This window comes from Streptomyces sp. NPDC058284 (genome assembly GCF_042881135.1).
Taxonomy (GTDB): Bacteria; Actinomycetota; Actinomycetes; order Streptomycetales; family Streptomycetaceae; genus Streptomyces.
The window spans coordinates 1-25911 of sequence record NZ_JBHVYE010000037.1 but is presented as its reverse complement, the minus strand read 5'-3'; the positions used below and the strand labels follow the sequence as shown (position 1 = coordinate 25911).

Sequence of the window (25911 nt, the reverse complement as noted above, 5' to 3'; positions counted from 1 at the left end):
CGTTGGGCCCCGCGCCGGATCACGACAGCAGGAAGTCCGCCTCCCCGGCCTTCGCCCCCTGGATGAACGCGGTGATCTCTCCACGCGTGTAGATCAGCGCGGGACCGTCGGGGTCGGTGGACTGGCGCACCGCGACGCGGCCGTCGGCCAGCTTCATGGCCTCCAGACAGTTGCCGCCGTTGCCGCCGCTCCACGGCTTGTGCCAGCCCTCGGTACCGAGGTCGCGGGCGGGCATACCGTTGTAGATGCGGGATTCGGCGCGGGCCTCGCTTCGCGAGTCGTCGCGGCCGCCCGGTGAACGCGGACCGGCGGGGCGCGTTCCGGCTCGATGTCGGTCCATGTCACTGCTCCTTGCGGAGGTCCCGGAGGATCTCCTTCGTGCGTTGTGCGGTGGCGGCCTGCGCCGCCATGCGGTCCATGACCTCCAGGTGGGTGGCCACCTCTTTGCGCGCGTCCAGGTAGACGGCGCCGGTCAGGTACTCGCTGTAGACCATGTCGGGCAGCTCCGCCATGGCGAAGCGGAAGAGCACGAACGGTCCGTACGTGCCCGGGTGCGGGCCCGCCGCGAACGTCGCAATCTGCAGGGTGACATGGGGCAGCTCGGCGGCTTCGAGCAGCCGGTCGATCTGGGCCCGCATCACCTCGGGCTCACCCACCGGCCTGCGCAGCGCCGTCTCGTCCATGACCACCCACAGCCGGGGCGCGTCCGCACGGGTGAGCAGCGCCTGGCGTTCCATGCGCAGCGCCACGTAACGCTCGATGTCCGCGGGCCGGGTCTGGCCGATGGCACCGGAGCGCATCACGCCGCGCGCGTACTCCTCGGTCTGCAGGAGCCCGGGGACGAAGTGCGGCTCGTAGGACCTGATGAGGCTGGCGGCGCCCTCCAGGCTGACGTACATGCTGAACCAGCCCGGCAGGATGTCGTGGAACCGCTGCCACCAGCCGGGCTTGTTGGCCTCCTCGGCGAGCGTCACGAAGGCCTCGGCCTCATCGTCCGCGACGCCGTAGGACTTCAGGAGCAGTTGGAGATAGGGGATCTTCAGCGCGACCTCGGCCGTCTCCATGCGGCGGACGGTGGCGGGGGCGACGCGCAGGATCTTCGCGGCCTCCTCGCGCTTGAGACCCGCGCCCTCGCGCAGATCCTGCAGGCGACGACCGAGAACGACCTGGCCGACGGTCGGCGCGGACCGCGGTTCGCTCACGTCTGCTCCTCCACCTGACTGGCGCGTTGCCTCAACTCACACCGCACCGCGGCTGTAGCGAGCAGTGTGCCATGCGCCGCCACGGAGGGACACGCCACTGTGCACATTTCAGAGTGGCCCTTGCCAAGGTGTTCTGGGCGGGGCGATAGTGGAGAACGTGACTCCGCCCGCGCCGTTACGAACCGAAGCCACCGAAGGCCGTCCCGGCGTTCTCGCCGAGACGCGGCCCGAGGACGCCGAGGTCTGCGTCAGTTTCGCCCTCGCACCACGTCCCGGCTCCGTCGCACAGGCCAGACGCCTGATGCTGGAACAGTTGGACGGGTGGGCGGTGCGCGACGACGACGCCTGCGACGCGGCGGCACTCGTTATCTCCGAACTGGTCACCAACGCCGTGGTGCACACCGCGAGCAGGCGGATCATCTGCGAGCTCTGCGCAGATCCGGAGAAGCTGCGCATAGCCGTACGTGATGAAGGGTGCGGGTCAGGCATGCCGCGCCCGGTACACAGGGGGGCCGACGAGGAGCACGGGAGGGGACTGCTTCTTGTCGACGCGGTGAGCAGCGCGTGGGGCGTCCACGACGCGGGGCCCGGTATCGGGCTCACGGTGTGGGCGGAGTTGCCGAGAGCGACATGTACGTAGACGTGTACGTAGTCGCGTACGTCGCGGTGTGTACGTAGCGGCGCATGCGCGCAGGCGTGTGCGTGGAACGGAACGATCGAACGTGGCAGTGATGCGGGCGGGGGGCATGTGAGCGCGGGTACGGTACGGCCGTTGGATCTGAACACCTTGGTCCGCCTGTCGCGGCAACGACAGCGCGCCGGGAGGCCGGCACCGACCTCGCCACCTCCGCGGCTCGATCTGCCCGCGGGCATGACCGAGCCGCTGGGCCGTGACGCGGTGGCGGTGCCCGCGGCGTTCGGACCCGGTCTGATGTCCCGGCTGCCCCGGGTGGGATGCGTGTACGAGGACGGGGCGCGCTGGTGGTGGATCGTGCCCGCCGACTCCGACGTCGCCATGGAGTGGCCCGCGCCTGTCGCCTATTCGGCGGGAGCGGTGGTGCGGGACCCGGAGTGCCGTCCGGTGCTGATCAACCGTCCCGCGGACGACGTTCCCTACACTCCGCCGATTCCGCTGTATCTGGCGCTGTGCCGGGTGACGGGGACGACGCCGGGGTGGTCCCGGGCCCTCAGCGCGTGAAGGTTCCGCCCGGCCGGGTGGGCGGTTCCCCGCACCTCCGAATCGCTTCCCCGCACCTCCGAGTCGCTTCCCCGCGCCTCCGAGTCCTATGCGACGGCGGCCAGTTCCCCCGTGGGCCCAGGGGCTCGCACCGTCACCAGGAAGGTGTCCGATGCGAGGTCCATCACGACCTCCGCGTCCTGGCCCTCCTGCCGGCGGGCCCGCGCGAACTCCTCCGCGGGCCACGAACCGCGCGGTCCGCCCGCGGGAAATCGTTCGAGCACCATGCGTCCGTTCATCATCATCCCTGTCCCCCGTGCCGTTCGGTTCGTTCCCTGTACCGAGGAGAACGCGCGGAACGGCGTCATGGACTCGCGACGTGACCGAACTGAGACGCGGTCGGGGCATTTCCCAGGGTTCTCCCGGGGTCTCGGGCCGAGTCAGTCCTCGTACTCGTCGTGGTAGCGCACCCGCGCACTGCCCGCCGGCGCCCCGAGCGCCGACGCACGCCCCGCCGGCCGCTCCCACTCCTCCTGACGGCCGAGCGCGGTGAGGTCGAGGAGGCTGGTGGTGGAGCCGAGGCCGTCCAGGCCGCGGGCGAACGTCGCGTACGTGTGGAAGACGCGGTCGCCGTACCGCAGGAAGCAGTTGACGGCGGGCACGTCCCGGGGCTCCTCGGCGAAGGAGGCCAGGAAGTCGTAGTTGAAGTCGCCACCGTTGGTCGAGTACCAGGGCACGGTCCAGCCCATGCGGGCCTTGAAGGTCAGCAGCTTGGTGAACGGGGCGCGCGACACGGCGACGAAGTTCGTGCCGCGGGCCCGCAGGTGCGCGAGGTGCCCGATCTGGTCGAGGAACCCGGAGCAGCTGCGGCATCCCGCGTCCCACTCCGGGGCGAACATGAAGTGGTAGACGATCAGTTGGTCCTTGCCGTCGAAGAGGTCGAGCAGCGTCGCCTTCCCGTCGGAACCGTCGAAGTAGTACTCCTTGTCGACCTCGACCATCGGCAGCCCGCGCCGTTCGGCGTTGAGCGCGTCGCGTGCGCGGGTGGCGGCCTTCTCCTTGGCCAGCAGCTCCTCACGCGCGGCGAGCCACTCCTCGCGCGTGACGATGTCCGGAAGTCCCATGGTGTGTCTCCTCCACCCTTCGGGCGCGTACGTCTGCGAAGGGTGGACCTGCGGGGTTCGCGGAACTCATCGCTCGCCGGCGAAGAAGTTTCAGAGAATCACCGGGAGTTCGAGCAGCCCCCTCGCACGGATGGTGGGCCGCCACCGGAGCTCGTCCCTCGGCACGTCGAGCGCGATGCGCGGAAAGCGCTCGATGAGGGCGCCGAGCGCGATCGCGGTCTCCAGCCTGGCGAGGGGTGCGCCGAGGCAGTGGTGGATGCCGTGGCCGAGGGCGAGATGGCCGGTGGCGTCGCGGCCGAGGTCGAGGCGGTCGGGGTCGGGGAAGCGGCGGGGGTCACGGTTGGCCGAGTTCAGGGAGAGCAGCACGGTCTCACCGGCCCGCACGGTGACGCCCGCGATCGTGATGTCCGCCAGGGGGAAGCGGCGGATGGAGAGCGGCGCGGGCCCGTCGTAGCGCTGGAACTCCTCGACGGCGGCGGGGAGTTTGGCCGGGTCGTCCCGGAGCGCGGCGAGCTGTTCGGGGTGGTCGAGGAGGGCGAGCACGGCGTTGCCGATGAGCTGGACGGTGTTCTCGTATCCGGCGAAGAGGATGAGGAAGGCGAGCGACATCAGCTCGTCCTCGCTCAGCCGGTCCGCCGCTTCGTCCCGCACGGCGATCAGGTCGGAGAGGAGGTCGTCGGCGGGGTTCCGGCGCTTCTCCGCGAGGAGGCCGGTGAAGAAGGCGAGCAGGGAGACGACCGCTTCCTTGGTCTTCTCGGGGTGCGCGGGGTCGGGTGCCACGAGGGCGTCGGTCCAGCCCCGCAGGTCGAGACGGCCCGCGTCGCCCGGCACCCCGAGCAGGTCGCAGATGACGGTGATCGGCAGCGGTGCGGCGTACGCGGAGATCAGGTCGGCGCGGCCGTGCGGCTCGACGGCGTCGAGGAGGGCGTCCGCGGCGCTGCGGACGGGGGCGCGCAGCCGCTCGACCCGGCGTCGGGTGAAGGCCCGGCCGACCAGGCGGCGGATGCGGGTGTGGTCCGGCGGGTCCATGTTGAGCAGGTTCGCCTCCAGGGCGGGCGGAAGGGCGAAACCGCGGTAACTCCCGGGCAGCGCGTGGCTCTTGTCGAGCGAGAGCAGGGGGTTCGCGAGCGCCTCGCGCACGTCGTCGTACCGGGTGACGAGCCAGGCGGGGTTGCCGTCGGTGCCGGTGATGCGGTGCACGGGCGCGGTGTCGCGCAGCCGTGCGTACGCGGCGTACGGGTCGTCGAGGAGGCCCTCGGCGGGGTCTTGGTGCTGCGGGTCCGAAGGGATGACAGGGTCCGACGGGGTGGTCGGGCCTGAAGAGGTAGCAGGACCTGACGGGTTGGTCGAGCCTGGAGGGGTGCCCGGGTCCAAAGGGGTGATCGCCATGTGCCAACCCTAGGGAGCGTTCGGGAGCGGCCGCCGGGCCGCCCCGCCCTCCGCGGCGAAGGTGGTGACGCCGCCGCGGATCATCTCGGCGCAGGCGAGCCGCGCGCCGAGCGCGTGATGAGTCCGGCGGGGCCGGGCGCGGGAGGCGGCGTCATCTCTTCACGGTAGTGCGAGTGCGCATCCGGCGGCCCTGTCGCGGAGCCGTTCCAGCGGGCACGCTGACCTTGCGGGCACGGGGCGGACAAGGGAGTCGGTCATGATCATCGGCACGTGGAACCTGGAGAACCTCTACCGGCCCGGCGGCGAGTTCGGCCCCAGGGACAAGGCCGCGTACGAGGCGAAACTGGCCTCGCTCGCCGCGACGGTCACCGCGCTGAAGCCGAACGTCCTCGGCGTGCAGGAGGTCGGCGACCCCGCCGCCCTGGAGGACCTGGCGGGCCTGCTGGACGGCACCTGGCACGTCACACTCTCCCGGTACGCGGACGACCGCGGCATCCGCGTCGGCTTCCTCACCAGCCTGCCGGTGACCGTCGTCGCCGACGAGGCCGGGTTCCCGGAAGCGGTGCGTCCGGTGCAGGTCGACGACGCGGGCCGGACGACGGGGCGGTCCGGGCGCGGGATCCTCGCGGTGACGGTGTCGACGCGGGCGTTCCTCTTCGACGTGGTCGTCTGCCACCTCAAGTCGAAGCTCCTGTCGTACCCCGACGGCCGCTTCCAGCCGCGTGACGAGGGCGAGCGGGCCCGGTACGGCGCCTACGCCCTGTACCGCCGCACGGCCGAGGCGACCGCGGTGCGCGCGCTCGCCGACCGGCTGCTGCGGGGTGACGGTCGCGAGCACCGGGTCGCGGTGGTCGGGGACCTCAACGACGAGGTCGGCGCGGCGACGACGCAGATGCTGCTCGGTCCGCCGGGCTCCGAGATCGGCACGCCGGGCCACGACCGCCCGGACAGGGGCGACGCGGCGCGGCTGTGGGACGTCGCCCCGCTGATCCCGCCCGAACAGCGCTTCTCCCGCATCCACGCCGGCCACCGCGAACTCATCGACCACATCCTCGTGAGCCGGGGCCTCCTCGACCAGGTGCGGTCCGCGGGCACGGGCGCGCCGGGTGCCGCGGCGACCGCGCTGCCTTCGGTCGCGGACGGGGATCCGGCGGTACGCAGGGAGGCGGCGGGATCGGACCACGCGCCGGTGTGGATCACCATCCAGCCTTGACACGCCCCCTGCGTCATGGGTGGGTTCAGCCGCGTGGCAGCACGGTGGAGAGGACGCCGGGAAGCGGGTACCAGTCGGCGGAGACGATGCTGGCGTGCTTCTTCGCGAGCAGCGCGACCCGCTCCCTGGCCTGCGCCTCGGTCGGCCGCGTCCCGTCAATGGCCGGGGCGACGCCGTGGGCGTCGGTCATGACGACGAGGTAGCGCCGGTCGGCGTACCAGCGGGTGTCGATGGCGCCGCCCGCGTACGCGGCGGCGTCCCCGTCGAACAGCACGAACCACGGCCGGATCGACGCGTCCGTGTACCGCTCGCGCGGATCGCCCGCCTGCGCCCCGAGCACGGCGGGGAAGGCCGCGGCCTCGCCGAGGCGGCCGGCGGCGGCGAGGTCGCGCAGATGGGTGGCGTACTCGCGGTCCGTCCAGAGGGTGTCGGCGGGGTTGCCCTGTTCGACGGTGCCGGGGATCAGCTCGACCACGAACTTGCCCGCGAGCTCGGCGCGGACCGGCCAGCCCTTGTCCCGTACGGCGTCGTCGAGACCGGTGTGTCCGGCCGCGAGCTGACCGGGGCGGTAGACGGCGTCGCCGAGTACGCCGGTGAGGAGCGCGTCCAGGTCGGCGGGCCCGCGCCCGCGCCTGCCCTGGAACCCGTCCTTCAACTCGACCTTCACGAGGACCGGACGGTGACCGGGGTGCGCCTCGTGCCAGCTGCGCATGTCCTTCAGGCACCCCGCGAGGCTCTGGTTGCGCGCCTTGGTGCGCAGCTCGGCGGGGCTCTGGGCGTTCTCGCAGTTGTTGTCGTTGCCGACGGGGTTGCTGTGGGACACCCGCCATCCGCTGCCGAACGCGTTGGTCCACACGTCGAGTTCGAGCATGGCGGCGCCGGAGTCGAGGGCGTCGGCGAAGTACGGGTACTTCGCCTTCTCGTAGGCGTTGTGGACGCCGACGCCGGTGGTGGCGGAGTAGGCCGAGCCCGGCGCCGGGTCATCGGCACCGCGAGGCCCCGCCGAGGCCCCGGCCCCGGCGCCGCCGAGCACGCCCCAGCCCACGAGAGCCCCCACCAGCAGCCCTCTCACACCCTTGCGCACCATCACGCCCACCGCCCTCTCACGCCATCGCGCACCGCCCAAGTCCCGGGAAACCTAAGGGAATCGGGTGACGCGGGGGAAGACGGCGTCTTACGTCAGGGGGCGCGGGAGCGACGGAGGAGGCGGAAGGCACGTACTTTCGTCGTGCGGGCCACTTTCGTCCGTGCGGGCCACTTTCGTCCGTGCGGGCCACTTTCGTCCGTGCGGGCCACTAGTGCCCCCTCCGGGCAGGAACACCGGCCTGCGGGGCACGCCCCCTAAGCTGCCTCAGGCACCACGCCACACCACGCCCCCTCGCACCGCACAGCTCCATCGCCGCCCCCGACCCCAGGAGCCCTCACCGTGTTCGACCTCGCACCGGAGCACCCGTACCCGTACCCGGACAGCCTCCGCCCGGACGGGACCCCCGCACCGCACGCGCTGCTCACGCCGGTGCTCGGTCTGCTCGGCACATGGCGCGGCCGGGGCCGGGGCACGTACCCGACGCTCGCTGCCGACTTCGCGTACGCGCAGGAAGTCACGTTCAGCCACGACGGCCGCCCCTTCCTCCGGTACGAGGCCCGGGCCTGGCTGCTCGACGCCGACGACGCGCCCCTTCGTCCCGCGGCCCGGGAGAGCGGCTGGTGGCGGCTGCAGCCGGACGGCCGGGTGGAAGCACTGGTCACCCAGCCCACCGGCATCGCGGAGATCGTGGTCGGTGCCGCGGCCGACGGCACGGTCGACCTCGCCACCCACGAGGTGGCCCTCACCCCCACCGCGAAGGACGTCACGGCCACCCGCCGCCGCTACACGCTGACCGACGATGACACGCTCACGTTCACGCACGACATGGCCGCGGTGGGCCGGCCCTTGCAGCACCACCTCTCGGCCCGTCTGCGCCGCGAGGGCGTGAGCACGCCGGACGCGTGACGCCATGAGCACCCAGACCACAGCCGCCACGGCCGCCACGGCCGCCGACGGCTGGCCCGACCTCCCGGGCGACACGGCCCTGACCATCCGCATCCCCGAGGCGAACCCCCTGGTGAAGGCGGGTTTCCCGGCTCATGTGACGGTGCTCTACCCGTTCCTCAACACGTCCGGCTTCACCTCGTCCACCCACGCCGAACTGACGACCCTGTTCGCCGCCCAGGCCCCCTTCACGCTCAGGTTCACGGAATTCCGCCGCTACCCCGGTCTCCTCTACCTCCCCCCGACCCCGGACACCCCCCTGCGCGCCCTCACCGACTCCGTCACGGCCCGCTGGCCGGAAGCCATCCCCTACCGAGGCATCTTCGACCCGCCCCTGGCACCCCACCTCACCGTCGCGAACCACGCGGGCCCGGACACCTGGCAACGCGAGTACGACGCGCTGGAGTCGGAGCTCGCCCCGCACCTCCCCCTCACCAGCCACGTGGGCACGGTCCATCTGATCGTGACGGATGGTGCGGGTGGTGCCTGGCGGGACCTTGCGGCGTACGAGTTGGGCTGATGCGGGCAACGGCCCAGTTGGTCACGGCGAGGACGACATCCGGTCGTTGGAACGACGACGTCCGTACGGGGGACGTGCGTGTCGGCTACGTTGCGAGGCCGTTAGGGAGTGGCGGGCGCTCGCGACCAGCGGCCCCGTAGAGCTCACGAACCCCCCGCAGAAAGGGTTTCCATGCCCCGCACCCGTACCCTCAGCCGCATCTCCAGGACCCGGCTCGCCGTGGCCGGTGCCGTCACCGCGGTCCTCGCGGCGAGCGCCCCGGCCGCGTACGCCTCGCTGGACGACGAGTCCCGGCCGTCGCCCTCGGCCGCCACCTCGACCGTCCCCCGCGGCAAGCCCTACATCGAGACCCGGCTGCTCTTCGGGACGGAGCGGCCCGACGGCGGTCCCGCGGTGACCGACAAGCAGTTCATGGCCTTCGTCGACAAGGAGGTCACGCCGGGCTTCCCCGACGGGCTGACGATCCAGAACGGCCGCGGGCAGTGGCGTGACTCCAACGGCACGATCGAGCGCGAGCGTTCGTACGAGCTGATCCTGCTGTATCCGACGGCCGAGGCCCACAGGCGGGACGTCCAGATCGAGGAGATCCGCAGCGACTACGAGAAGGCGTTCGCGCAGGACTCGGTCGCACGGGTCGAGGACCGGACGCGCGTCGACTTCTGATCGCGCGGGGATACGGAGCGGGGATACGGGCGCGCATCGGCCGTGGGGGGCGGCGAGCGGGTGTTCCTGCCGCCGTGTCACCGACTCCGGCTGTCGCCGTGGTGCACGGTCCCGGCCTGGATCACCGTGGCGTGATACGTGCCGCCGCTGATGGTGTTGTTGTACGTGACGCTGCCCGGCTGCGCGTCTGGAGCGGGCGAGGGTGCCAACTCGTCAAGCAGCGCGCGCAGTTCGGCAGCCGCCGCCGGCTCCGCCGCGAGCCTGCGGCGGAGCCGTGAACGCCACTCCGTCCGCACATCGTCCGCGGTCTCCTCGTCCCCGGCGTCGCACGCGGCGACGAGCTCGGCACGCGCCTCCTCCAGCTCTCCGACGAGGACGTCCTCCTCGCCGCCCCTGCCGCGCGAGAAGAACCCGGCGATCCGGTCCCGCGCCTGCGTCCATCCGTCGGTCACCATCTGCTGCACGAGCGCCGTCGCACCGGTCGCCGCGAGCGCCGCCAACTCAGCGTCCACAGACCGCCTCCCCTTCCTCGCGTCCCCGCTTCTTCCCTGCTTCGTCCCCGCGTCCGCCACGCGTCCGGGGGCCTTCACCGTAGCGCGGGCCACCGACGGTTCACCGGCGGTCGGCCGCCTCCCTCGCCGCGCCTTCGCTCGCTACGTCTCCGCCATGCCCGTCAACGCCCCCACCGGGTCCGCGTCCGCTTCGCCCTCGGGCCACCAGTCGTCCGCGCCCGGCTCGCTCTCGTACGGGTACCAGCGGCCGTCTCTGCCGTAGCGGAGCTGGAGCGTGCCCTCCGCGTTCGTGAGGTGGTTGCGGTGGATCGTCATGCGGGGGAGGTCCGCCGCGACCAGGGCTCCCCGGGCCCGGTCGAAGGGTCCTGCCGGTGGGTCCCAGGGGGCCTCCAGGACCGCAAGGCCCTCCTCGCCGCCCTGGCGCCAGGCCGCCGCCGCCCTGGAGAGGTCGGCGGGGTTGCTCCCCACCGACCTGGCCAGCCCGGTGAATTGGCGGCTGAACGTGCGGCGGCCCGTGAGGCCGGGGTGCGAGGCCGCGAGGCGGACCGCGTCGTGCCAGGGGGACGTGGCCGTGAACGGGTCGGTGCCGGTGGTGAGGAAGGCGTGGGCGCGGGCCGCCGCGTCCGTGACCAGGAATTCCAGGGCCGTCGGGTCCGGGGCGCCGGGGAGGGACGGCAGGACCGGGGGGTCGCCGGGCCGGGGCGGCGCGGGGAGCGGAGCCGGAAGCGGTGAGCGGTACTCCGTGGCCAGGGCCTCGCCGGCCGGGACGCCGGGGAGGGCGGGGCCACCGTCCTGGGCGGGGCCGTCGTGGGGAGGCTGGGCGGGTTGTGCGGCGGGAATGGCTGACGACACGGGGGCGCCCTTCGAGGCCAGGCCCTCCGGCGGCGGCGACGGTGTGTCGCGGGGTGATGAGGCGTCACCGCGGGGCGGGGCGTCACCGGGTGAGCGTGTGTCGCCGGGTGAGGGTGTGTCGCCGGGTGAGGGTGTGTCGCCGGGTGATGTCAGTCGCCGGACCGCCTGGTGCTCCTCCGCCGCCGACATGCGCGCGTTCCTGTGCGCCAGCTCGTCCAGCAGGTCCTGTTCCTCGCCGCCCCGCAGCAGCAGGAGTACGAACGGGTCGGCGTCCAGGAGGCGTGCCGTCTGGTAGGCCAGGGCTGCCGCGTGCTTGCAGGGGTGCCCGCGGTCCGGGCAGGTGCAGGAGGGGGCCAGTTCGCGGGCGCCGGGCAGGAGCGGGACGTCCGCCCGGGTCGCCGCGTCGGCCAGGGCGTGCGGCATCTCCTTGTCGAGCAGGGCCGCGATGCGCGCGGGGTCGGTGGCGACCGCGTCGAGGAAGCGGTCCCAGTGCTCGGGCAGCATCGTCCGCAGGCGGATCTCCGCGCGGTAGGGGCGGGGGCGGCTGCCGTGGACGTACGCGACGATGCGCCCCGGCGCCACGGTGATCGTGTCGACCGCGCCCTCGCGCGCGTACGTACGGCCGCGGGCCAGGCGGGCCGGGTCCAGGGCGCTCTCCTCCAGCGCGTCGATCCACGCGTTGCCCCACCAGGAGGTGGCGAAGGGGGTGGCCGGATCGGGGTACGCCGGCAGGGCGGGGAAGACGCGGCCGCTGCCCATGCGGCTCGTCTCACTCATCCCACTGGCCCAGCCGAGACCACCGCCCCGCCGCACCCCGGAACCGGCGCCGGGACCGGGGCCACCGCCCGCACGGGCCCCGCCGCCCGGCCCACCGCTGCTCCCCTTCACGCCGTCCTCCTCAGCGCCACCAGGTCCGCCAGCTGCGCGTCCGACAGTTCCGTGAACGCCGACTCGCCGCCCTCGCCGAGCACCGCGTCGGCCAGCGCCTGCTTCGCGGCGAGGAGTTCGGCGATGCGGTCCTCGACCGTGCCCTCGGTGACCAGGCGGTGGACCTGGACCGGCTGCGTCTGGCCGATCCGGTACGCGCGGTCGGTGGCCTGCTCCTCGACCGCCGGGTTCCACCAGCGGTCGTAGTGGATCACGTGACCCGCCCGGGTCAGGTTCAGGCCCGTGCCCGCCGCCTTCAGGGAGAGGAGGAAGACCGGGACCTCGCCCGACTGGAAGCGGTCCACCATCTCCTCGCGCCGTGCGACGGGCGTGCCGCCGTGCAGGAGCTGGGACCCGATGCCGCGGGACGACAGGTGCGCCTCGAGGAGGCGCGCCATCTCCACGTACTGCGTGAAGACCAGGACCGCGCCCGCGCTCTCCGACTCCGCGAGGATCGTGTCGAGGAGCTCGTCGAGGAGCTCCAGCTTTCCCGAGCGGGGGCGGCCCGTCCGCGTCGTCAGCGCGCCGTCCTTCAGGTACTGCGCCGGGTGGTTGCAGATCTGCTTCAGCGCCATCAGGAGCTTCATGACCAGGCCCCGGCGCGCCATGCCGTCCGACGCCTCGATGCGGGCCAGCGTCTCGCGCACCACCGCCTCGTAGAGGGAGGTCTGTTCGCGGGTGAGGGTGACGGGATGGTCCGTCTCCGTCTTCGGCGGGAGCTCCGGGGCGATCCCCGGGTCGGACTTCTTGCGGCGCAGGAGGAAGGGGCGCACCAGCCGGGCGAGGCGGTCCAGCGCCTCGTCGTTCGCACCGTCCCCCGCGGGGTCGCCGCCCTCGACCAGCCGCGCGTGCCGGGCGCGGAACGCCTTCAGGGGGCCGAGCAGGCCCGGGGTCGTCCAGTCGAGCAGGGCCCACAGCTCGGAGAGGTTGTTCTCCACGGGGGTGCCGGTGAGCGCGACCCGCGCCGGGGACGGGATCGTGCGCAGGGCCTTCGCCGTCGCCGCGTGCGGGTTCTTGACGTGCTGCGCCTCGTCCGCGACGACAAGGCCCCAGCGCTGACCGGCCAGTTCGGTGGCGCTCGCGCGCATCGTCGCGTACGTGGTGAGGACGAAGCCGCCGTCGGCGTCCAGGCCCGCGAGGGTGCGGCCCGGGCCGTGGAAGCGGCGTACCGGCACGCCGGGCGCGAAGCGCTCGACCTCCCGCTGCCAGTTGCCGAGGAGCGAGGCGGGGCAGACCACGAGCGTCGGCGCGGGGTGTGCCCGGTGGAGGTGCAGGGCGATCAGCGTGATCGTCTTGCCGAGGCCCATGTCGTCGGCGAGGCAGCCGCCGAGGCCCAGCGACGTCATGCGGTCCAGCCAGGCCAGGCCCCTGAGCTGGTAGTCGCGCAGGGTGGCGTGCAGGCCGGGCGGCTGGGCGACCGTGTCGAGGTCGCCCGTCACGCGCTCGCGCAGTCGGGCCAGGGCGCCGACGGGGACGGCGGGCACCTGCTCGCCGTCCACCTCGGCCGCACCGGTGAGCGCGACCGACAGGGCGTCCACGGGATCGAGTAGGCCGAGGTCGCGCTTGCGTGCCTTGCGGACGAGCTCGGGGTCGACCAGGACCCATTGGTCCCGGAGGCGGACGACGGGGCGGTGCGCCTCCGCGAGCACGTCGAGTTCCGCGTCGGTCAGCGGCGCGTCCTGGTCGCCGAACGCCACCTGCCAGCGGAACTCCAGGAGCTGTTCGGTCTTGAAGAAGTCGAAGTTGTCGGCGGCGGTGCCGGGGGCCGGGCGGACCACGGCGGTCGCGGTGAGGCCGCGGGTGAGCTCCCTCGGCCAGTGGACGGCCACCCCGGCCGCGGCGAGCCGGCCTGCCGCCGCGCCGAGCAGGTCGTACAACTCCTCCTCGCTCAGCGGCAGCACGTCGGGCCGCGGCCGCTCAAGGAGCCTGCCGAGCGGCGGCCATACGCGGGCGGCGCGGCGCAGCGCGAGCAGGGTGTCGACGCGGGCGCGCGGGCCGAAGTGGTCGGCGCCCGCCCAGAGGCCCGGCACGTCCGTGACGAGCGCCGGATCGGCGAGGCTGTGCACCTGGACGACGGCGGCGGCCGGGCTGGCGACGGCGGTACGGGGGACGGCCTCGGCGGGGCCTTCGTCCTCGCTGTCCGCCGATTCCCCCGCGGAGCCTGCGAAGCCCTCTCCCCCGTCGAACACCTCGTGCGCCCGCAGGTCGAGCCGCAGCGACACCCGTACCCCGGCGTCCATTCCGGCCGCGACCTCGGCCGCCCACTCCCGCGCTCCCGGCAGCCGCCGCGGCTCGCGTGCGGCGAAGGGCGCGCCCACCGCGTACGCCGCGGCCGGGGTGCGCGGCAGCGCGTCGACCACCGCGTCGACGAAGGCTCTGACCAGGGCGAACGGCTGCGGCAGCCGCAGCGGTCCGGGGCCGGGCAAGGGTGTCGCGTGGGCCTCGGCGGGCAGCGCCGCGGCGATGGCCCGCAGGTGCGCCACATCGGCCTCGTCCAGCGGTCCCGCCCGCCACGCGTCCAGGTCGCCCGCGGTCAGGCCGGGCAGCAGTCTGCCCCGCGCCGCCAGGTGCAGCGCATGGCGGGCAGCCGCACCCCAGCAGGCCGCGGCCGGTTGCGGACGCTCGGCGCGCAGCAGCAGCGGCACGGCCTCGGCGACCGGCAGGAACAGCGCGGGAACCGTCCGCCTACGGGCGCCCTTGCCGTGCTTTCGGGCGACGACGAGGTCACCGCGTACACCGGCAGGGCCCGCCCGCTCCGGAAGGTCACCACTGTCCGGACCCGGGCGCCAGAAGGCCATCCGGCCCTCCTGGGGCGCCTCCGCCGGGAGGAAGACGGCGGCGCAGGAGCGTACGAGGAAGGCGTCGTCGGTGCCCGTCCCGTCCGCCGCTCGCGCGCCCGTCGCCGTCTCCGCCGTCATCACCACCGCCGCCTCACCGAGCCCCAGCTCACGCCACCTGTCCCCACGCTCGCCACCCTAGGCGAGACCACTGACAACGCCGGGGCGACCACATCGAGCCCCCCGACGAAGCCCCCGGCGACGGGCCCGCGGCCGCCCCTCCCCCTCCCGCTCCCGCTCCCGCTCCCGCTCCCGCTCCCGGCGAGCGACGACAGGCACCGACAGGCGTCGCCAAACACCCACATGAACACTGGCAGGAAAGTTTCCTAACAATAATTCATCCGAACTTATTGACGCGCACATGTCGCATCGCCAGGATTCCCCTCGAGACGGACCGGCACCCCCACGCCAAACCGAGGAGACGGACATGTCGCCCACCCCCCGCGCCATGGCAAGCCCTGGAAGTCCCGAGAACTCCCGCAAGAGGAAAGCGCGTTGGGGCGTTCCCGTCGCCGCGAGCGCCTCGCTCGCCCTCGTCGGCGGCGCCCTGCTCTGGTCCCCCGCCGGGCAGGCCGACGTCTCCCCGGCCGCCCACGCCCAGGCGGGCTTCACCGCGGTCGCCGCGGGGGACATCGCCGAGCAGTGCACCGCGAGCAGCAGCAGCTGCAAGCACGTCAAGACCGCCGCGCTGGTCAAGCAGATCAACCCGTCCTTCGTGATGACCATGGGCGACAACCAGTACGACGACGCGCGCCTGAAGGACTTCCAGAACTACTACGACAAGACCTGGGGCGCCTTCAAGAGCAAGACGCGGCCCGTCCCCGGCAACCACGAGAGCTACGACCCGGCGGGCGCGTTCAAGGGCTACAAGTCCTACTTCGGGTCCGTCGCCTACCCCGACGGCAAGAGCTACTACAGCTTCGACCAGGGCAACTGGCACTTCATCGCGCTCGACTCCAACAACTTCGACGACGACGAGCAGATCGACTGGCTCAAGGACGACCTCGCCGCCAACTCCAAGAAGTGCGTGGCCGCGTACTGGCACCACCCCCTCTTCTCCTCCGGCGAGCACGGCAACGACCCGGTGAGCCGCCCGGTCTGGAAGCTGCTCCAGGCCAACAAGGCCGAGCTGGTCCTGAACGGCCACGACCACCACTACGAGCGGTTCGCCCCGCAGAACGCGGACGGCAAGGCCGACGCCAACGGCATCGTGGAACTCCTCGGCGGCATGGGCGGCGCCAACCCCTACGACATCGAGGAGGTCCAGCCCAACAGCCAGAAGCGGCTCACGGACACCTTCGGCGTGGTCAAGCTGAACTTCACCGACACCGGATTCTCCTGGAACCTCGTCGCCACGGACGGCTCGACGAAGGACACCAGCCCGTCCTACTCCTGCCGCTGAGCCGGCCGGAGCACCGCGATGTACCTCGCTTCCACGGGCGCGGTCACTCAAGGCGACGCGACCGCCGAGACCCCGGAGCGGTCCGGGGCCCGGCGTGGCCGCGTCGCGGGCCCCGTCCTCGCGCTCGGCGCCGTCAGTCTCGTCACGGACATCTCCTCCGAGATGGTCACGGCCGTCCTGCCCCTCTACTTCGTCCTCCAACTAGGCCTCTCTCCGCTCCAGTTCGGCTTCCTGGACGGGCTCTACAACGGCGTCACGGCCCTGGTGCGGCTGGCCGGCGGGTACGCCGCCGACCGCGGCGGGCGGCACAAGCTGGTCGCGGGTGGCGGCTACGCCCTCTCCGCGCTGTCCCGGCTCGGGCTGCTGCTCGCGGGCGGCGCCACCGCCGGGATCGGCACCGCGCTCGTCGCCGACCGCATCGGCAAGGGCGTACGCACCGCGCCGCGCGACGCGCTCATCTCGCTGAGCAGCCCGCCCGACGCACTGGGCCGCGCCTTCGGCGTGCACCGCGCGATGGACACGACGGGCGCGCTGCTCGGGCCGCTCGCCGCGTTCGCGCTGCTGTGGGCGACCGCGGACGCGTACGACGCCGTGTTCGTGGTCAGCTTCTGCTTCGGGCTGCTCGGGGTGGTGATGCTGGGCGCGTTCGTGCCGGGGCAGACGGTGCGTCCGGCCGGGGTGCCCGCGCCCAAGAGCGCTTCCCACCCCAGGACCGGCGCCCTCGACCTGCTCCGGGTCCGTGCCTTCCGGCGCGTGCTCGGCGCCGCCGCGCTGCTCGGCGCGGCCACCATCGGTGACTCCTTCCTCTACCTCCTCCTCCAGCGGCGGCTCGACTTCGCGATCTCGTGGTTCCCGCTGCTGCCGCTGGGCTCCGCCGCCGTCTACCTGCTGCTCGCGGTGCCTGCCGGGCGGCTCGCCGACCGCACGGGACGACGCGTGCCGTTCCTCGCCGGACACGTGGCCCTGCTCGGCGGCTACATCCTGCTGCTCTCCCCCACCGAAGGCCGGCCCCTGCTGATCGGCGTCCTGCTCCTGCTCGGCATCTTCTACGCCGCCACCGACGGGGTCCTGATGGCTCTCGTCGCCCCCGTGGTCGCCCAGGAACGGCGGGCGAGCGGCATGGCCGTCCTGCAGACCGGCCAGGCTCTCGCGCGGCTCGTCGGCGCCGCGGGGTTCGGGGCCGCCTGGACGCTGTGGGGCATCAGCACGGCGCTGACCTGCGCGGCACTCGCACTGACCGTGGCGCTCGCCGGTGCCGCCGTCCTGCTTCCGCCCTCCGAAAGGCGCCCATGACCACCACGCCTCACACGGGACCGGAACGCTCCCCCGGCTCCCTCCGCTCCCTCCGCTCCCTCCGCTCCCGGATCGTGGCCGTCGCCGCGGCCACCGCCGTCCTCGCGGGCGTCGCCGTCGCGTACACCCTGAACGCGGCGCAGAGCGCCCAGTCGGCGGACGCCACATCGGAGTTCGGCCTCGATCGGGGTCACCTCTACTTCCGCAGCACGGAAGCCGGCGCGGGCCGGGTCGCCCGCCTTCCCTCATCCGGCAGGACCACGGCCGCACCCGGCAAGGCCACCCGCACCACTGGCACCGCCCGCACCACCGGCGGCCCCTCCTGCGAGCGCTTCTACGCCGCCGCGGGCACGGCTCTGTGCCTTCAGCGCCGTGCCGGAATCCCGCCCAGGTCGTACGCCGTCGTCCTGGACGACCGGCTCCGCGAGAAGCGCCGTATCGCACTCACCGGGATACCCAACCGCGCACGCGTCTCGGCGTCGGGCCGGATGCTGTCCTGGACGATGTTCGCCACCGGCGACTCCTACGCGGGCTCCTCCTTCTCCACCCGCACCTCGATCCTGGACACCCGCACCGGCTACCTGATCAAGAACATGGAGGAGATCCCTCTCACCCTCGACGGCCGCCGCTACCACGCCCCCGACGTCAACTACTGGGGCGTGACCTTCGCGGACGACGACAACCGCTTCTACGCGACCGTCTCGACCAAGGGCAGCACGTATCTCGTACGCGGCGACATGAGGAAGTGGGCGGCGACCGCCCTGCGCCGGAACGTCGAATGCCCCTCCCTCTCCCCCGACAACACCCGCCTCGCCTTCAAGAAGCGGGTGCGGAAGGGGACGCGGGACCCCTGGCGCCTGTACGTCCTCGACCTCCGCACGATGCGCGAACGCCCCCTCGCCGAGCGCCGCAGCGTCGATGACCAGGCGGCCTGGCTGGACGACGACACCCTCGCGTACGCACTCCCCGGCGAGGACGGCCGCAAGCAGGACATCTGGACGACGCCCGCCGACGGCTCGGGGCGGCCCGCTTTGCGGGTACGGGGCGGGAGTTCACCGGCGGCGGTGCGCTGAGACGGCCCGAAATTCGGATGCGTGAGCGGCCTTGCCCCCGCACGATCACCGCATGACCACACCGGAACGCACCGTCGTGCCCACCCTCTTCCCACCTCCCGGTTACGCCCACGCCGCCGTCGTCGAAGCCGGCACCCGGCTCGCCTTCATGGCGGGCTCCGTCCCCCTCGACCCGGCCGGGAACCTCGTCGGCGAGGGGGACATCGGCCGCCAGACCGAGCAGGTCGTCGCCAACCTCGATGAGGCACTGCGCGCGGTGGGCAGCGATCTTTCCCTGGTGGTGGCCAGCACCGTGTACGTGGTCGGCGACGCCCCCGCCACCCTCGACCTCGCGTGGCAGGTCGTCCAGGCATCCGCCCTGCACACGGGACCGCACACCTCGACACTGCTCGGCACGCCCTGCCTCGGCTACCGGGGGCAGCTCGTCGAGATCACCGCCACCGCGGTCGTCCCCGGCCCTTGACCCCTCCTAGCTCCGCGCCCGGCGGGCGAGGCCCAAGGCGTATTCCGGCCACCACTGGCCGGCCCGCGGGCCGCCCCGGCACGGTCCGTCGGACTCGCCGGGGCGCTTGATCCACAGGTAGGCGTCGAGCGCGGGGTCGCCGGTCTCGGCGGTGGGCGGCCTGCCGAGGGCGCGGCCCGGCGGGTTGCACCAGGCCTGGTCGCCCGCGTAGGGGCCGTTGCCGTTGCGGCTGCTGTCGATGACGAAGTGCTTGTCGCCGCCGAGCTCCTTGACGAGCCGGTGCCCGTACGCGGAACTCACCTCGTCCGTATGGTGGTTGGATACGTTCAGCGCGAAACCGTCGGCCTCGGCGATACCGGCGCGGCGCAGCGGGTCGAGAAGGCGCCGCTCGTCGGGGATCCAGCCGGCGTTGCCCGCGTCGAGGTACACCTTGGTGTGCGGCTGGCGCTTGAGGCGCTGGACCGCGTGGGCGAGCAGCGCGTACCGCTCGGCGGCGTCCGCGCGCGGGCAGCCCGCCACCAGCTGGGCGACGGCGTCCGGTTCCACGATCACGTACGCGCCCCGGGTGCCGAGCCCCGAGGCGAACTCCTCGATCCACCTCCGGTATTCGGCCGCGTCGCGGGCACCGCCCGAGGAGTACGCGCCGCAGTCGCGGTGCGGGATGAAGTAGGCGACGAAGACCGCGGTGCGGCCCGCCTTCGCCGCCGCCTCGACGTGGGAGCCGACGGTGGCCTCCGGCCCGCTCCCGTACAGCCAGACGGCCTGTGGCCGCGCCGCGATGCGCTCGACGAGGCGGGCGTCGGCGGTGCGGCCCTCCCGCTGCCACTGGGCGACCTGGCGGACGGCGGCGCTGTCGGGATCGACCCAGAAGTCGGGGACGGCGGGGACGGCGGGGGCAGCGGGAGCGGCCGGGGCGGTGGGCGGGGCCGTCTGCATGGGGGCTGGTGCTTCGGTGGGGGCTGGTGTTTCGGTGGGGACGGCTGCCCCGGTGGGAGTGGCCGTCTCCGTCGCCGCAGCCGTCTCCGTCGGTGCGGGCGGTCCCGTCGGTGCGGGCGGCGGTCCCGTCGGCTCCGCGCCGTCCGCTGCCGCCCCGCCCGTCGCCACCGTACTCAGCGCGCCCAGCAGGAGCGTGGCGGCGAGCACGGTCCGGGAGCGGGAGCGGCCGGGGCGGGGGAAGGGGACGGAGAGGCGCGGTCGGAGGCGGCGGAATGGCTGCGGAGGCACCGGGCGGCTCCAGTCGTTCGACGTGACGGCGCCGGTGGTGTCCGGCGCTTCCCCGGAGTGTTCGGTCGGCGCGCCGCGGCGGAAACCCGTACCCGGCCGCGTGCACGGCGGTTCGCCCCGAAGATCACCCGGACGGCGGCGCCCCCCGCGTACCAAGATCGTCAAGTAGGTGCCCGAGGCGGGTGGTTGGCGTCCCCACCGAGGAGGTGCCCACCGCCCGCCCCGGGCCACCGACGCACGTCAGTCCGCCCTCGCGTTCCGCATCCGTCCGTACGCGTAGACGCAGCCCGCGAGCGCCAGGTCGGAGAGCAGCATGAAGCCGATCGAGTACGAGCCCTTCGCGCTGTGGATCGCGCCCATGACCAGGGGCGGCACGAAGCCGCCGAGGCCGCCCACCGCGCCCACGATGCCCGTGACGGAGCCGACCTGCGGCTGCGGGGTGACCTGCGAGACGAGGGCGAAGACGCTGCCGCTCGCGGTGCCGAGGCCGGCCGCCATGGCGAGGAAGCAGATCGTGCCCGTCGGGTTCAGCCGCGGGTCGAAGGCCTGCACGACGGCGAAGAGCGCGACCACCGCGAGGGCGGTCGTGGTGACCGTAGCCGGGTGGATACGGTCGGAGAGCCAGCCGCCGACGGGCCGGAAGACGACGGTGACGAGCGCGAAGCCGGCCGCCTTGGTCCCGGCGTCGGTGGGCGAGAGGTCGTACCAGGTCTTGAGGTACGTCGGCAGGTACACGCCGAAGGCGACGATTCCGCCGAAGCCGATCGCGTACAGCGCGGACAGCTCCCAGGTGACGCGCAGCCGGCCCGCCGTGGCGAGCCGGGTGCCGAGGGAGCTGGTGGGCACGGTCCTGTCGGGGCGGTCGGTGATGAGGAAGAAGGCGAGCACCGCGAAGGCGGCGAGAGCGACGGCCACGACGACGAACGGCAGGTTGTCGCCGTGCTCGGCGATGCGCGGTGTGAAGTAGCCGGAGAGCGCCACACCACCCATGCCCATGCCGAAGACGCCGAGCGCGAAGCCCCTGCGGGCGGGCGGGAACCAGGAGTTGACCAGTGGGATGCCGATGGCGAACGTGGTGCCGCTGAGGCCCAGCAGGAAGCCGACCCCGAGCATCGCCAAGTAGCTGTTCCTGGCCGGGATGATCAGCAGCACCGGGACGATCGTGAGCGCCGAGACCAGCGGGAACATCAGCCGCGCGCCGTAGCGGTCGGTGAGCGCGCCGACCGGGACGCGGCCCAGCGAGCCCACGATCACGGGGACGGCGACCAGCAGCGACTGCTCGAAGGAGCTGAGCCCCAGGCGGTCCTTGAAGTCGCTGCCGAGCGGCGCCACCAGGTCCCAGGCCCAGAAGGTGAGCGTGAATCCGACCGTCGCCACGGCCAGGTTGCGGTAGGCCGCGGAGGAGGGCTCTGGCGGCTTGGCTGCGCGGGTCTCGTCCACGTCCTCAACGTAGGAATCACCGCCCGGCGCGGCTCACTGTGCTGGGCCGTTCGGGTGCAGTCCCGCCTCGAAGGCGGCGGCGCCCAGCACCTCGCGCAGCATCGCGGGCGTCAGCCGCCCGGTGAACGTGTTGCGCTGGCTGACGTGGAAGCAGCCGAAGACGTCCAGCGGCTCCCGGCCCTCGCCGCCCGCGAGCGTCGTCCGCGCCCCGTGCCCGAACGCCGGACGCGGCTTCGGCAGCTGCCAGCCCGCCGCCGCGAACGCCGGCATCGCGGCCTGCCAACCGAAACCGCCGAGCACCACGACCGCCCTGAGCGTCGGGGCGAGCAGGTTCAACTCGCTCACCAGCCAGGACCGGCAGGTGTCGCGCTCCCCCGTGGTGGGCTTGTTGTCGGGCGGCGCGCAGTGCACGGGCGAGGTGATGCGGGTGCCGTACAGGGTGAGGCCGTCGTCGGCGCTCTCGGCGGTGGGCCGGGAGGCGAGCCCCACGTCGTACAGCGCCGGGTAGAGGAATTCGCCGGAGCGGTCACCGGTGAACATCCGCCCCGTGCGGTTGGCGCCGTGCGCGGCGGGCGCGAGGCCGATGATCAGGAGGGCGGCGTCGGGCGGCCCGAAGCCGGGCACGGGCCGCCCCCAGTACTCCCAGTCGGCGAAGGCCGCGCGTTTGGAGCGTGCGACCTCCTCGCGCCACTCCACGAGGCGGGGGCAGGCACGGCATTCGGTGATCCGCTCGTCCAGTTCGCTCAGGCCGTCCATGCCTCCACCGTACGTACGCCCGCGTACCCGCAGCGTCCGGGCCCCCGCAGAGCCCGTGTCAGGTCAGCGCGGCGCCCAGCGCCACGAAGGCACAGATGAGCGCCGCCAGGACGGCGAGGAGCGGCCACACGAACCGCAGGTACTTGTCGTAGCCGACCTTCGCGAGCGCCACGCCGCCGATGGTGACGGCCGTGGTCGGCACCCACAGGTTCATCCAGCCGCTCGCCGCCTGCCAGGCCGTGACGACGACCGCCCGCGGGACTCCGGCGAAGTCGGCGAGCGGGGCGAGGATCGGCATGGCGAGTGTGGCGTGGCCGGAGGTGGAGGGGATGAGGAAGGCGAGCGGCAGGTTCACGAGGAAGACGATGACCGCGAAGACACCCGACGACGTCCCTTTCACCACCCCCTCGATGGAGTGCAGGACGGTGTCCGTGATCTTCGAGTTATTCATGATCGTCGTGACGCCGCGGGCGAGCAGGATGACCAGCGCGGGCGAGACGAAGTCCGCGGCGCCCTGGATGATCGTCGAGCTGAGCCGCTGCTCGCCCATCCGCGCGACCAGACCGACGAGCACGGCCGCGCAGAGGAAGAGGGCGGCCAGCTGCGGGAAGGACCAGCCGAGTTCGAAGCCGTACGGCTGCGCGTCCGCCTTGCCGGTGAGCGCGCTGGACCAGGGCACCACCGAGAAGATCATGAAGGCGAAGACCAGCGCCGTGGTGACGAGCACCGCCTTGTGCAGCCGGGTCAGCTCCGGCGCCTCGTCGGCCTCGGCGGCCTGCTCGCGGTCCCGGTCGCCCGGCAGGAACCCGGAGAGGGAGCGCTCCGGGTCGCTCCGTACGCGCCTCGCGTAGCGGATGACGTAGGCGACCGTGACGCCGGTCAGGACGGCCCACATGGCGAAGCGGAGCACGATGCCGTCGCCGAGCGAGATGTCCGCCGCGGACGAGGCGACGCCGGTCGCGAACGGGTTCACCGTCGAGCACAGCACCCCGACGCCCGCGCCGAGGATGATGGCGCCGACGGCGGTCATGCGGTCGTAGCCGAGGGCGAGCATCAGCGGCACGATCAGGCCGTAGAAGCCGAGCGTCTCCTCGGCGAAGCCCTCGACCGTGCCGAGCACGGAGAAGACGGCCATGATCCCGGCGATGAGCAGCGCGCCGCGCTCCCGCAGCCGGTGCGCGAGCCGCTCGATGCCGCGGTCGAGCGCGCCCGTCGCGAAGACGACGGTGATGAACGCGCCGATGGCCAGCACGAACAGGAAGACGCCCGCGCTGCCGTAGAGCGACCCCGCGTTGTCCGGCGCGACCAGCGAGGTCTTCTCGTCCTGGATGCCGTAGAGGCCGTTGACGGGCGACAGGAAGAGGTCGTTCAGGCGGCCGGTGAAGGACTGCCCGGAGTCGACGCGGTGGTAGGTGCCCTGGACGGGGGCGCCGGAGCCGCTCCGGTCGTACTGTCCCGAGGGGATCAGGAAGGCGAGCAGCCAGACGGCGACGGTGACGACGGCGAGGACGGTCAGGGCGCTGGGGAAGGTGAACTTCCGCTTCTGCGGGGGCGCTTCGGACGGGTCGCCGCCCACGGGCGTCTCGGTCGAGCTCACGCGGCACCGCCCGCCGAGGGCTTCGAGCGGTTCGGGCGGCCCGCGTCCGGCCGCTCGAAGCCGTCGGCGTACTCCCGTACGAAGGCGCACAGGGCGACGACCGTGTTGCGCAGCTCCGAGAAGAGGACGCGCTCGTTCGGGGCATGCAGATTGCACATGCTGTCCTGCGCCCCGAAGAGCAGCACCTCGGCGCCGGGCGCCGCCTTCGCAAGACCGTTGACCAGCGGAATCGACCCGCCCGTCGCTACGTACGAGGCGTCCTTCCCCCATGCCTCCCGCAGCGCGACGAGCGCGGCGCGGTAGGCGGGCCCGCCGGTGGCCGCCTCATATCCGGGCCCCGTGTCACCGGGCATGACCGTGAGCGCAATCCCGAAGGGCCGGAGCGAACGCAGGTGCTCGACGAGCCTGCCCTGTGCCTCGCGCGGGTCCTGCCGCGGGTGGAAGCGGAGGTTCAGCTTGGCTCTGGCGTACGGCACCACGGCGGACGCGGCCTGCTCCACGCCCGGCGCGTCGAGGCCGATGACGGTGATCGCGGGCCCGCTCCACAGTCGCTCGCCCAGGCTGCCGCTGCCCATCAGCGGCGCCCCGTCCCGCACACCGGCGAGCGAACGGAACTCCTCCTCCGTGTACGAGGTGCCGTCCCACTCCTCGCGCCTGAGCCCCTCGACGGCGACATCCCCGTGGACGTCGTGCAGGGTGCCGAGCGCCTTGAGCAGGACGAGCAGCGCGTCGGGCGCAGCCCCGCCGAACTCCCCGCTGTGGCGCGGCTCGTCGAGGGTGCGGACCTCGGCCGTCACCTCGGCGGCGCCGCGCAGACCGGTGGTGAGGGTGGGGGTGCCGGGGCGGATGTTGCCGAGGTCGGCGATGACCATGGCGTCGCAGGCGAACCGCTCCGGGTCGGTGGGCGGATAGCCGTCGAAGGCGCTGCCGTACTCCTCCTGCCCCTCGATGACGATCTTGACCCCGACCGGCGGCCTGCCCTCGTACGCCCGCAGCATGCCCAGGTGCGCGATGACGTTGGACTTGTCGTCGGCGATGCCCCGCGCCCGCAGGCCGCCGCCCGCCTCTTCGACGGGTGTCGGCTCGAAGGGCGGGGACTTCCAGAGGGCCTCGTCGCCGGGCGGCTGCACGTCGTAGTGGCCGTAGAGCAGGACGGTCGGCGCGTCCGGCGACGGCGGCGGGATCTCGCCGTAGATCACCGGGGCGGTGTCCGGCAGGTCGAGCCGCTCGACGCGCTCCACCCCGGCGTCGCGCAACAGCCCGGCCACCAGGTCGTGGGCCTCCTCCACCGGTCCAGCGGGGAACCCTGGAAAGGAGATCGAGGGGATCGCGGCGAGCCGTTCCAGGTCGGCGCGGAGCCCGCCCATCAGAGCGTCGACGGTGGCTTCGAAAGACGTCATGGGCAGCACTCCTGGGCGTCGCGCGAGTCACGTGAGGTGCGCGAGTCGCGTGTCATGTCCTCATGTCCGGACCGTTTTGTTGTGATCGGTCCGAATTATCGACGCCCAAGGTCAGCGGTTTCCGGACGGCTCGCCGTGCGACGGGCATGCCGCGCCGAAGCCGGGACTAAGGTCGACGTATGGCTTCGGAGACATCGGAGGGCGGCGGAACGGGTCGCGTGGCGGACGGTACGCCGGGCGGCGCGCCGGACGATACGCCGGGTGGCGCTTCGGGCAGTACGTCCGACGGCTCGGCGTCGGACAAGCGCGCGACGGGCGGCGGCTCGGCGGGCCCCGGGCCCGGACCCGCAGGCGAGGGCTCGGTGCGGATCGACAGCTGGATCTGGTCGGTCCGCCTCGTCAAGACCCGCTCGGCGGGGTCCGCGGCGTGCAAGGGCGGCCACGTCCGGGTCAACGGCGAGCGCGTCAAGCCCGCGTACGGCGTGCGGGTGGGCGACGAGGTGCGGGTGCGGCAGGCGGGCGGCCGGGAGCGGGTCGCCGTCGTAAAGCGCCTCATCCGCAAGCGCGTCGGCGCGCCCGTCGCGGTGGAGTGCTACGTCGACAACTCGCCGCCTCCGCCGCCCCGCGAGGCCGTCGCGCCAGCGGGCATCCGCGACCGGGGCACCGGCCGCCCGACGAAACGGGACCGCCGCGAGATGGAACGCCTGCGAGGAGCGGAGGGCTAGGGTCTGTCTTTCGGATCAGGCCGGACTTGGGTGGCCTTGCCTTGGGTGGGGCTTGAGCGGGGTCTGGTGCGTGCAGCTGCAAGGCGGAGG

General features: G+C 73.0%; 25 protein-coding genes. 11 read left to right on the top strand and 14 right to left on the bottom strand.

Annotation, left to right across the window (positions count from 1 at the left end):
• Positions 1–19: 19 nt before the first annotated feature.
• Together ACFVYR_RS34070 and ACFVYR_RS34065 are read right to left on the bottom strand one after the other, a co-directional pair.
• Complete coding sequence (locus tag ACFVYR_RS34070; protein ID WP_384258637.1) at positions 20–340, bottom strand: DUF397 domain-containing protein; 321 nt, start codon at positions 338–340, stop codon at positions 20–22.
• A gap of 1 nt (position 341) precedes the next feature.
• A complete protein-coding gene (locus ACFVYR_RS34065) occupies positions 342–1202 on the bottom strand; it encodes a helix-turn-helix domain-containing protein (protein WP_384258634.1) in 861 nt (286 codons plus the stop codon).
• A gap of 157 nt (positions 1203–1359) precedes the next feature.
• Here ACFVYR_RS34065 and ACFVYR_RS34060 point away from each other — a divergent pair, with 157 nt between their 5' ends.
• Together ACFVYR_RS34060 and ACFVYR_RS34055 are read left to right on the top strand one after the other, a co-directional pair.
• On the top strand, positions 1360–1842 hold the full coding sequence (locus ACFVYR_RS34060) for an ATP-binding protein (RefSeq protein ID WP_384258632.1): 483 nt from the start codon (positions 1360–1362) through the stop codon (positions 1840–1842).
• A gap of 108 nt (positions 1843–1950) precedes the next feature.
• Positions 1951–2400 (top strand): hypothetical protein, encoded by a 450-nt coding sequence (locus ACFVYR_RS34055; RefSeq protein ID WP_384258630.1) that lies wholly within the window; start codon positions 1951–1953, stop codon positions 2398–2400.
• A gap of 86 nt (positions 2401–2486) precedes the next feature.
• Here ACFVYR_RS34055 and ACFVYR_RS34050 read toward each other — a convergent pair whose 3' ends face one another.
• The 3 genes from ACFVYR_RS34050 to ACFVYR_RS34040 form a co-directional block, all read right to left on the bottom strand.
• The gene (locus tag ACFVYR_RS34050) at positions 2487–2681 is read right to left on the bottom strand and encodes a hypothetical protein (RefSeq protein ID WP_384258731.1); all 195 of its coding nucleotides are present in this window, start codon (positions 2679–2681) and stop codon (positions 2487–2489) included.
• Between the two features lie 138 nt (positions 2682–2819).
• Positions 2820–3503 carry a DUF899 domain-containing protein gene (locus tag ACFVYR_RS34045; protein ID WP_384258628.1) on the bottom strand — a complete coding sequence of 228 codons (684 nt, stop codon included), beginning with the start codon at positions 3501–3503 and terminating at the stop codon, positions 2820–2822.
• 90 nt (positions 3504–3593) lie between these two features.
• Positions 3594–4892, bottom strand: a complete 1299-nt coding sequence (locus ACFVYR_RS34040) for a cytochrome P450 (RefSeq protein ID WP_384258626.1) — start codon at positions 4890–4892, stop codon at positions 3594–3596.
• Between the two features lie 256 nt (positions 4893–5148).
• Between ACFVYR_RS34040 and ACFVYR_RS34035 the strand changes: the two genes are divergently transcribed.
• Positions 5149–6105 (top strand): endonuclease/exonuclease/phosphatase family protein, encoded by a 957-nt coding sequence (locus tag ACFVYR_RS34035; RefSeq protein WP_384258624.1) that lies wholly within the window; start codon positions 5149–5151, stop codon positions 6103–6105.
• Positions 6106–6130: 25 nt separating this feature from the next.
• Here ACFVYR_RS34035 and ACFVYR_RS34030 read toward each other — a convergent pair whose 3' ends face one another.
• Positions 6131–7192: a phosphatidylinositol-specific phospholipase C domain-containing protein gene (locus ACFVYR_RS34030; protein WP_384258621.1), complete on the bottom strand. Its 1062-nt coding sequence runs from the start codon at positions 7190–7192 to the stop codon at positions 6131–6133.
• 339 nt (positions 7193–7531) lie between these two features.
• Here ACFVYR_RS34030 and ACFVYR_RS34025 point away from each other — a divergent pair, with 339 nt between their 5' ends.
• The 3 genes from ACFVYR_RS34025 to ACFVYR_RS34015 all read left to right on the top strand — a co-directional run bounded on the left by ACFVYR_RS34025 (position 7532) and on the right by ACFVYR_RS34015 (position 9320).
• Positions 7532–8098: an FABP family protein gene (locus ACFVYR_RS34025; protein ID WP_384258619.1), complete on the top strand. Its 567-nt coding sequence runs from the start codon at positions 7532–7534 to the stop codon at positions 8096–8098.
• A 4-nt stretch (positions 8099–8102) separates the two neighbouring features.
• Positions 8103–8657, top strand: a complete 555-nt coding sequence (locus ACFVYR_RS34020) for a 2'-5' RNA ligase family protein (RefSeq protein WP_384258616.1) — start codon at positions 8103–8105, stop codon at positions 8655–8657.
• Between the two features lie 171 nt (positions 8658–8828).
• Positions 8829–9320 carry a DUF3574 domain-containing protein gene (locus ACFVYR_RS34015; RefSeq protein ID WP_384258614.1) on the top strand — a complete coding sequence of 164 codons (492 nt, stop codon included), beginning with the start codon at positions 8829–8831 and terminating at the stop codon, positions 9318–9320.
• A gap of 77 nt (positions 9321–9397) precedes the next feature.
• Here ACFVYR_RS34015 and ACFVYR_RS34010 read toward each other — a convergent pair whose 3' ends face one another.
• The 3 genes from ACFVYR_RS34010 to ACFVYR_RS34000 all read right to left on the bottom strand — a co-directional run bounded on the left by ACFVYR_RS34010 (position 9398) and on the right by ACFVYR_RS34000 (position 14529).
• A complete protein-coding gene (locus tag ACFVYR_RS34010; RefSeq protein WP_384258612.1) occupies positions 9398–9832 on the bottom strand; it encodes a hypothetical protein in 435 nt (144 codons plus the stop codon).
• Between the two features lie 141 nt (positions 9833–9973).
• Positions 9974–11572 carry an SWIM zinc finger family protein gene (locus ACFVYR_RS34005; RefSeq protein ID WP_384258609.1) on the bottom strand — a complete coding sequence of 533 codons (1599 nt, stop codon included), beginning with the start codon at positions 11570–11572 and terminating at the stop codon, positions 9974–9976.
• The gene (locus ACFVYR_RS34000; protein ID WP_384258607.1) at positions 11569–14529 is read right to left on the bottom strand and encodes a DEAD/DEAH box helicase; all 2961 of its coding nucleotides are present in this window, start codon (positions 14527–14529) and stop codon (positions 11569–11571) included. The genes ACFVYR_RS34005 and ACFVYR_RS34000 overlap by 4 nt, the downstream gene beginning before the upstream one ends.
• Positions 14530–14875: 346 nt before the next feature.
• Here ACFVYR_RS34000 and ACFVYR_RS33995 point away from each other — a divergent pair, with 346 nt between their 5' ends.
• The 4 genes from ACFVYR_RS33995 to ACFVYR_RS33980 are packed head-to-tail and all read left to right on the top strand — an operon-like array spanning position 14876 to position 18679.
• A complete protein-coding gene (locus tag ACFVYR_RS33995) occupies positions 14876–15850 on the top strand; it encodes a metallophosphoesterase family protein (protein WP_384258604.1) in 975 nt (324 codons plus the stop codon).
• A gap of 18 nt (positions 15851–15868) precedes the next feature.
• The gene (locus tag ACFVYR_RS33990; RefSeq protein ID WP_384258602.1) at positions 15869–17143 is read left to right on the top strand and encodes an MFS transporter; all 1275 of its coding nucleotides are present in this window, start codon (positions 15869–15871) and stop codon (positions 17141–17143) included.
• The gene (locus tag ACFVYR_RS33985; protein ID WP_384258600.1) at positions 17140–18216 is read left to right on the top strand and encodes a hypothetical protein; all 1077 of its coding nucleotides are present in this window, start codon (positions 17140–17142) and stop codon (positions 18214–18216) included. The genes ACFVYR_RS33990 and ACFVYR_RS33985 overlap by 4 nt, the downstream gene beginning before the upstream one ends.
• Before the next feature lie 52 nt (positions 18217–18268).
• Positions 18269–18679, top strand: a complete 411-nt coding sequence (locus ACFVYR_RS33980; RefSeq protein WP_384258598.1) for a RidA family protein — start codon at positions 18269–18271, stop codon at positions 18677–18679.
• Between the two features lie 6 nt (positions 18680–18685).
• On the opposite strand, the gene ACFVYR_RS33975 is transcribed toward ACFVYR_RS33980, so the two are convergent.
• From ACFVYR_RS33975 to ACFVYR_RS33955, 5 genes are all read right to left on the bottom strand, one after another.
• Positions 18686–19903 (bottom strand): glycoside hydrolase family 6 protein, encoded by a 1218-nt coding sequence (locus tag ACFVYR_RS33975; RefSeq protein ID WP_384258596.1) that lies wholly within the window; start codon positions 19901–19903, stop codon positions 18686–18688.
• A 240-nt stretch (positions 19904–20143) separates the two neighbouring features.
• Positions 20144–21343, bottom strand: coding sequence for a nitrate/nitrite transporter (locus ACFVYR_RS33970; RefSeq protein ID WP_384258594.1), 1200 nt, complete (start codon positions 21341–21343; stop codon positions 20144–20146).
• 33 nt (positions 21344–21376) lie between these two features.
• Positions 21377–22099 carry a uracil-DNA glycosylase gene (locus ACFVYR_RS33965; protein ID WP_384258592.1) on the bottom strand — a complete coding sequence of 241 codons (723 nt, stop codon included), beginning with the start codon at positions 22097–22099 and terminating at the stop codon, positions 21377–21379.
• Positions 22100–22157: 58 nt separating this feature from the next.
• A complete protein-coding gene (locus ACFVYR_RS33960; RefSeq protein WP_384258589.1) occupies positions 22158–23696 on the bottom strand; it encodes a YfcC family protein in 1539 nt (512 codons plus the stop codon).
• Positions 23693–25096, bottom strand: a complete 1404-nt coding sequence (locus tag ACFVYR_RS33955; protein ID WP_384258586.1) for a M20/M25/M40 family metallo-hydrolase — start codon at positions 25094–25096, stop codon at positions 23693–23695. Before ACFVYR_RS33955 ends, ACFVYR_RS33960 begins: the two co-directional genes overlap by 4 nt.
• A gap of 179 nt (positions 25097–25275) precedes the next feature.
• Between ACFVYR_RS33955 and ACFVYR_RS33950 the strand changes: the two genes are divergently transcribed.
• The gene (locus ACFVYR_RS33950) at positions 25276–25821 is read left to right on the top strand and encodes an RNA-binding S4 domain-containing protein (RefSeq protein ID WP_384258584.1); all 546 of its coding nucleotides are present in this window, start codon (positions 25276–25278) and stop codon (positions 25819–25821) included.
• Positions 25822–25911: the final 90 nt, after the last annotated feature.